General features: G+C 66.1%; 5 protein-coding genes and 1 pseudogene. 3 read left to right on the forward strand and 3 right to left on the reverse strand.

Translation table 11 applies throughout. The annotated features are described in order from the left end of the window. Positions 1-73: 73 nt before the first annotated feature. The 3 genes from fusA to rpsL all read right to left on the reverse strand — a co-directional run bounded on the left by fusA (position 74) and on the right by rpsL (position 3124). Positions 74-2152 carry an elongation factor G gene (fusA, locus tag VJ655_RS12530; RefSeq protein WP_324111525.1) on the reverse strand — a complete coding sequence of 693 codons (2079 nt, stop codon included), beginning with the start codon at positions 2150-2152 and terminating at the stop codon, positions 74-76. 114 nt (positions 2153-2266) lie between these two features. Continuing rightward, on the reverse strand, positions 2267-2740 hold the full coding sequence (rpsG, locus tag VJ655_RS12535; RefSeq protein WP_007661568.1) for a 30S ribosomal protein S7: 474 nt from the start codon (positions 2738-2740) through the stop codon (positions 2267-2269). Between the two features lie 12 nt (positions 2741-2752). Beyond that, complete coding sequence (gene rpsL, locus VJ655_RS12540; protein WP_004624021.1) at positions 2753-3124, reverse strand: 30S ribosomal protein S12; 372 nt, start codon at positions 3122-3124, stop codon at positions 2753-2755. A 23-nt stretch (positions 3125-3147) separates the two neighbouring features. Between rpsL and VJ655_RS12545 the strand changes: the two are divergent. The 3 genes and pseudogenes from VJ655_RS12545 to VJ655_RS12555 all read left to right on the forward strand — a co-directional run. Further along, a pseudogene (locus VJ655_RS12545) lies at positions 3148-3412 on the forward strand (hypothetical protein). Between the two features lie 120 nt (positions 3413-3532). Next, positions 3533-4312: a hypothetical protein gene (locus tag VJ655_RS12550; RefSeq protein ID WP_324111537.1), complete on the forward strand. Its 780-nt coding sequence runs from the start codon at positions 3533-3535 to the stop codon at positions 4310-4312. A 91-nt stretch (positions 4313-4403) separates the two neighbouring features. After that, positions 4404-6294: CocE/NonD family hydrolase (locus VJ655_RS12555; RefSeq protein WP_324111539.1), on the forward strand; the 1891-nt coding region annotated here is incomplete at its 3' end.

The raw sequence follows: 6294 nt of genomic DNA on the forward strand, positions 1-6294 counted from the left end.
TTCTTAGCTCCAGGACCCCAGAACCCTTAGAAAAAACGGGGGGGCCTTCAATGGTTGAACTTCTGGGGTGTGGTTAGGCGTACTTCTTGATCACTTCGTCGGCGACGTGTTGCGGCACCGGCTCGTAGTGATCGTAGACCATGCTGAACTGGGCGCGGCCCTGGGACATGCCCCGCAGCGTGTTCACATAGCCGAACATGTTGGCCAGCGGCACGAAGGCGTTCACCACCGTGGCGTTGCCGCGCATGTCCTGCCCCTGGATCATGCCCCGGCGGCTGTTCAGATCGCCGATGACCGAGCCCAGGTATTCTTCCGGCGTCACGACCTCGACCTTCATGATCGGCTCGAGCAGCTTCGGAGCGCCCTTTTCGCGCAGCTCCTTGAAGGCGGCGCGCGAGGCGATTTCGAAGGCCAGGACCGAGGAGTCGACGTCGTGGTACTTGCCGTCCGTCAGGGTCGCCTTGAAGTCGATCAGCGGGAAGCCGGCCAGCAGGCCGCTGTCCTTGACCGATTCCAGGCCCTTCTGGACGCCGGGGATGTATTCCTTCGGCACGGCGCCGCCGACGATCGCGCTTTCGAACACGAAGCCCGAGCCGGGTTCACCGGGTTCGAAAGTGATCATGACGCGGGCGAACTGGCCCGTACCACCGGTCTGCTTCTTGTGCGTGTAGTCGATGTCGACCTTGCGGCCCAGCGATTCACGATAGGCCACCTGCGGCGCGCCGATGTTGGCCTCGACCTTGTAGGTGCGCTTCAGGATGTCGATCTTGATGTCGAGGTGCAGTTCGCCCATGCCCTTCAGGATCGTCTGGCCGCTTTCGAAGTCGGTCGAGACGGTGAAGGACGGATCTTCGGCGGCCAGCTTCTGCAGGGCGACGCCCAGCTTTTCCTGGTCGGCCTTCGACTTGGGCTCGACGGCGATCTCGATGACCGGGGCCGGGAATTCCATGCGCTCCAGGATGACCGGGGCCTTCAGGGGATCGCACAGGGTGTCGCCGGTGCGGGTTTCCTTCAGGCCGGCCAGGGCGACGATGTCGCCGGCATAGGCTTCCTTGATGTCTTCGCGGTTGTTGCTGTGCATCAGCAGCATGCGGCCGACGCGCTCGCGCTTGTCGCGCGTCGAGTTCAGCAGCGACATGCCGGTTTCCAGCTTGCCCGAATAGATGCGGCAGAAGGTCAGCGAGCCGACGAAGGGGTCGTCCATGATCTTGAACGCCAGAACCGACAGCGGCTCTTCGTCCGAGGCCTTGCGGACCACTTCTTCTTCGGTCTTGAAGTCGATGCCCTTGGTCGGCGGGATGTCCACCGGCGAGGGCAGGTAGTCGACGACGGCGTCGAGCAGGGGCTGCACGCCCTTGTTCTTGAAGGCCGAGCCGCAGAGGATCGGATAGAAGGCGCCAGTCAGCACGGCCTTGCGGATGCACTTCTTGATGGTGGCTTCCGAGGGCTCTTCGCCGCCCAGATAGGCTTCCATGGCTTCGTCGTCGAGCTCGACGGCGTTCTCGACCAGATAGGCGCGGGCTTCCACGGCCTTGTCCAGCAGGTCGGCCGGGATCTCTTCGTCGCGATAGCTCGCGCCCAGGCCGTCATTGTCCCAGACCACGGCCTTCATGCGGACCAGGTCCACGAGGCCCTTCAGGTTCGATTCCGAACCGATCGGGAACTGGATCGGAACGGCCTTGGCGCCCAGGCGGTCGCGGATCGACTCGACCGACTTGTCGAAGTCGGCGCCGATCTTGTCCATCTTGTTGACGAACACGATCCGCGGAACCTTGTACTTGTCGGCCTGACGCCAGACGGTTTCGGTCTGCGGCTCGACGCCGGCGTTGCCGTCCAGCACCGTCACGGCGCCGTCGAGAACGCGCAGGCTGCGCTCGACTTCGATGGTGAAGTCGACGTGCCCGGGGGTGTCGATGATGTTCAGGCGCTTTTCTTGCCAGAAGGCGGTCGTCGCGGCCGAGGTGATCGTGATGCCGCGCTCTTGCTCCTGCTCCATCCAGTCCATGGTCGCGGCGCCATCGTGGACTTCGCCGATCTTGTGGGACTTACCGGTGTAATACAGGATCCGCTCGGTCGTGGTCGTCTTGCCCGCGTCGATGTGGGCCATGATGCCGAAGTTGCGGTAGTCTTCGATTTTATGCGTGCGGGGCATAGCGATCGCTCTGCGAAACGGGGCGGCCCAGAACGGACACGACCGGGATTAAACGTGCGGCGCGGGCGGTTTATCGCAAACCGCCCGCGCCTGAAAGAGTGCTGGTAAGGAAGATTACCAGCGGTAGTGCGAGAAGGCCCGGTTGGCTTCAGCCATCTTGTGGGTGTCTTCGCGCTTCTTCACGGCGGTGCCGCGGTTGTTCGAAGCGTCCAGCAGCTCACCAGCCAGCTTTTCGGTCATGGTGTTCTCACCACGCTTGCGAGCGGCGGTCACCAGCCAACGGATGGCCAGGGCGCGGCGACGGTCCGGACGGACTTCGACCGGCACCTGATAGGTGGCGCCGCCGACGCGGCGCGACCGGACTTCGATCGCCGGGGCGACGTTATCCAGGGCGGAGTGGAAGGTCTCAAGCGGACCTTGGTCCTTGCGCTTGTTTTCCAGGATGTCGAAAGCACCGTAGATGATGTTTTCGGCGACGGCTTTTTTGCCCTCGTACATCACGTAGTTCATGAACTTCGTGACGATCAGATCCCCAAACTTGGGATCCGGCAGGACTTGGCGTTTCTCGGCGCGACGGCGGCGGGACATTCTTCTTCTTCCTTACTTCGGACGCTTGGCGCCGTAGAGCGAACGACGCTGCTTACGATCCTTGACACCTTGGGTGTCGAGGACGCCGCGCAGGATGTGATAACGGACGCCGGGCAAGTCCTTGACGCGGCCGCCGCGGATGAGCACCACCGAGTGCTCCTGCAGGTTGTGGCCTTCGCCCGGAATGTAGCACACGGCTTCGATGCCGGTGGTCAGACGGACCTTGGCGACCTTACGCAGAGCCGAGTTCGGCTTCTTCGGGGTCGTGGTGTAGACGCGGGTGCAAACGCCGCGACGTTGGGGGCAGCCCTTCAGGGCCGGCACCTTGTTCCGCACCGGCTTCGGAGAGCGCGGCTTACGGATGAGCTGGTTAATGGTAGGCATTAAGTCTCTGCTCTGATGGAAGCGTGTGCCTTTCGGCCGGGGCGCTTCAGGTCCTTGTCTTTGTTGTTCTTGGTTCAAGGCTCCGCTTGGAGACCCGATAAACACGAAACTCGCCGGGGCGCGGGAAGCACACCGGCGGGTTCAAGTCCCGCTTGGACGTGAAAGTCCGCGAGGAACACAAGCTCATCGGACGGCCGCGAACGACCGCCTCGAAAAAGAGCGCGGTATTTACTCGCGAAGTCGCCGCCAGTCAATCGCCTGTTCCCGCGTCGGTTAACGACGGCTTAACCACCACCCCAAGGCCACGCTTTCGCCACTTGGGGCTGTGCAGGCTCGCCCCTGGATGGAGCGGCTTGTCTGTGCGCGAGGCCTCGCCATCTGGATGATGGCGGACAGGTCGGAGGAAGGGTGAGCGTCGGCGTGCGGATCAGCGGCGATGACCGACGGCGGGCGGCGATTCTGGCCGGCTCGCTGCTGTTGCACGTCGTGGTGCTGGCCTGGCTGGCCCTGCCGGTCCCGCCGCTGCTGGAGACCCTGATCGCCGACGACCTGCCGACGGTGACGGCGCAGTTGATCCGGCCTGAGCGCGAGGAAAGACCCCGGCCCCGCCCGGCGCCGGCTTCGGCGGCCGCGCCGCCCGCGCCGTCCCTCCCCTTCCAGGTCCGCCAGCCCGTCCGACCCGCCCCGGCGGGCGTTCCCACCCTGGCGGTCCCGGCCGCCGGGATCGCCCGCCCGGGAACCGCCGTGCGCCCCGCGCCCCTGCCCGGCGAGGGCGCCGGCGACCTGCGCACGGCCTTGCGCGGCAGCGCCACGGGCTGCGTCAGCGCCGACGCCGTGGGCCTGAACCGGCGCGAGCGCGAAAAGTGCGACGAGCGCTTCGGCGCCGCCCAGCCGCGCGGGACCTACGCCGGCCCGCTGAACGCCACCAAGGCTCGCGAGTTCGAGGCCCAGGCGATCATGCAGGAGCTGGCCCGCAAGGCCAACGACGCCCCGATGGGTCCCGGCGTCGATCACCGCAGCAAGGACCAGCCCGGGACCATGAAGGAAATCCCCTTCGTGCTCGGCGCCGAGCAGGATGGCCTGGGCCGCACGCGCAACGCCCAGCAGCAGCGCCTCAAGCAGCTGGACGACTATCGCAAGGCCGAGGCCCGGGCCAAGCAGCGGTCGCGCGAGAACGACCAGCGCTGAAAAAGGGTTTCCTCCGGACGACCACGGAATAACCTCCCCGCCAGACAGGCGCGCGGGCTCAACGGGCGCGCCGAGGTTGTGAGGGGACCCCATGCGTTTTTCGGCTTCACTTTGCGCTGCGCTGATCCTGGCGACAGCGACAGCCCCGTCGGCGGTTCTGGCCCAGGACTATTCGCAGTATTCCGACGCCGCGCTGGAGCGTGAGCTGGCCCTGAAGGCCGATGTCGACATGTACGTCATGGTGCCGATGCGCGACGGCGTGCGGCTGGCGACCAATGTCTATCGCCCCAAGGGCGCGACCGGCCCGCTGCCGACCATCTTCATCAAGACCCCCTACAACGAGCTGCCCTACAAGGCCGCCAGCGCCCGCAACGCCCTGGAGGCGGTCAAGCGCGGCTACGCCCTGGTGCTGCAGAACGAGCGCGGCCGCTACTACTCCGAGGGCGAGTGGGAGATCCTGGGCCATCCGCAGACCGACGGCTATGACACCCTGACCTGGATCGCCAAGCAGAGCTGGTCGAACGGCAAGGTCGGCACGCGCGGTTGCTCGTCCTCGGCCGAATGGCAGCTGGCCCTGGCCGGCCAGAACCACCCGGCCCACGCCGCCATGGTTCCGCAGGCCTCGGGCGCGGGCATCGGCAAGGTCGGCGAGTTCCAGGAGCAGGGCAACTGGTACACCGGCGGCGTGCCGCGCAACCTGTTCTTCGTGTGGCTGTACGGCGTCGACAATCCGCTGCGCCCGCAGCCGCCCAAGGGCCTGGACTCCAAGACCATCGCCCGCCTGGCCAAGTACAACGACCTGGACGCCAAGAAGCCCGCGGTCGACTGGCCCTCGCAGATCCGCCACCTGCCGGTCAACGAGATGCTGCAGGACCTGGGCGAGCCCAAGGGGACGTTCGAGGACCTGATCAACCGCGACGGTCCAGCCGATCCGGCCTGGCGCAAGGGCGGCCTCTATCACGACGACAAGGGCTGGGGCGTGCCGGCCCTGTGGTTCAACTCGTGGTACGACGTGTCGATCGGCCCGAACATGGCTCTGTTCAATCACGCCCGCGCCGTGAACTCCGACAAGGAAGCCAGCGCCAACCAGTACGCCGTCGTCACGCCCAACACCCACTGCGCCTTCAACGCCCGCACGCTGCAGGCGCCTTACAAGTCCGGCGATCGCGACATGGGTACGGTCAATTTCGACGCCGACAAGGAGGTCTACGCCTTCTTCGACCGCTGGCTGAAGGGCGACGCCGCGGCCTTCCCGGCCTCGACCCCGCCGGTGCGCTACTACACGATGGGCGCCAACGCCTGGCGCCAGTCGGCGCAGTGGCCGCCGGCCAACGCCAGCACGGTGCGCCTCTATCTGCGCTCGGCCGGACGCGCCAACGGCGTCAACGGCGACGGCCGCCTGGACGCCAAGCCGCCCGTCGCCGGCGAGCGTCCCGACCAGTATGTCTATGATCCGGCCAATCCGGTTCAGACGATCGGCGGCGGCGACTGCTGCAACGGCGGCCTGGTCACGGCCGGCGCCTTCGACCAGCGCCCCGTCGAGGCGCGCGACGACGTGCTGGTCTACACCAGCGAGCCGCTGACCGACGCCATGGAGGTCTCGGGCTTCGTCCGGGCCGTGCTGAAGGTCTCCTCGGACGCCAAGGACACCGACTTCGCGGTCAAGCTGGTCGACGTCGCGCCGGACGGCACGGCCTACATCCTGGGCGACACCATCATGCGGGCCCGCTATCGCGACGGCTACGAGACGCCGAAGATGCTGACCAAGGGCGCCGTCAGCGAGATCAAGCCGACGCCGATCACGACCAGCAACACCTTCCTGCCCGGACACCGGATCCGGGTCGAGGTGACCTCGTCCAACTTCCCCAAGTTCGTCCGTAATCTGAACACCGGTGGCGCCAACGAGAAGGAAGCCAAGTTCGTCGTCGCCCGCAACGCCATCCACCACGCGCCGGGCGAGGCGTCCTACGTCGAGCTGCCGG

It is taken from the genome of Caulobacter sp. (assembly GCF_035254145.1).
Lineage (GTDB): Bacteria > Pseudomonadota > Alphaproteobacteria > Caulobacterales > Caulobacteraceae > Caulobacter.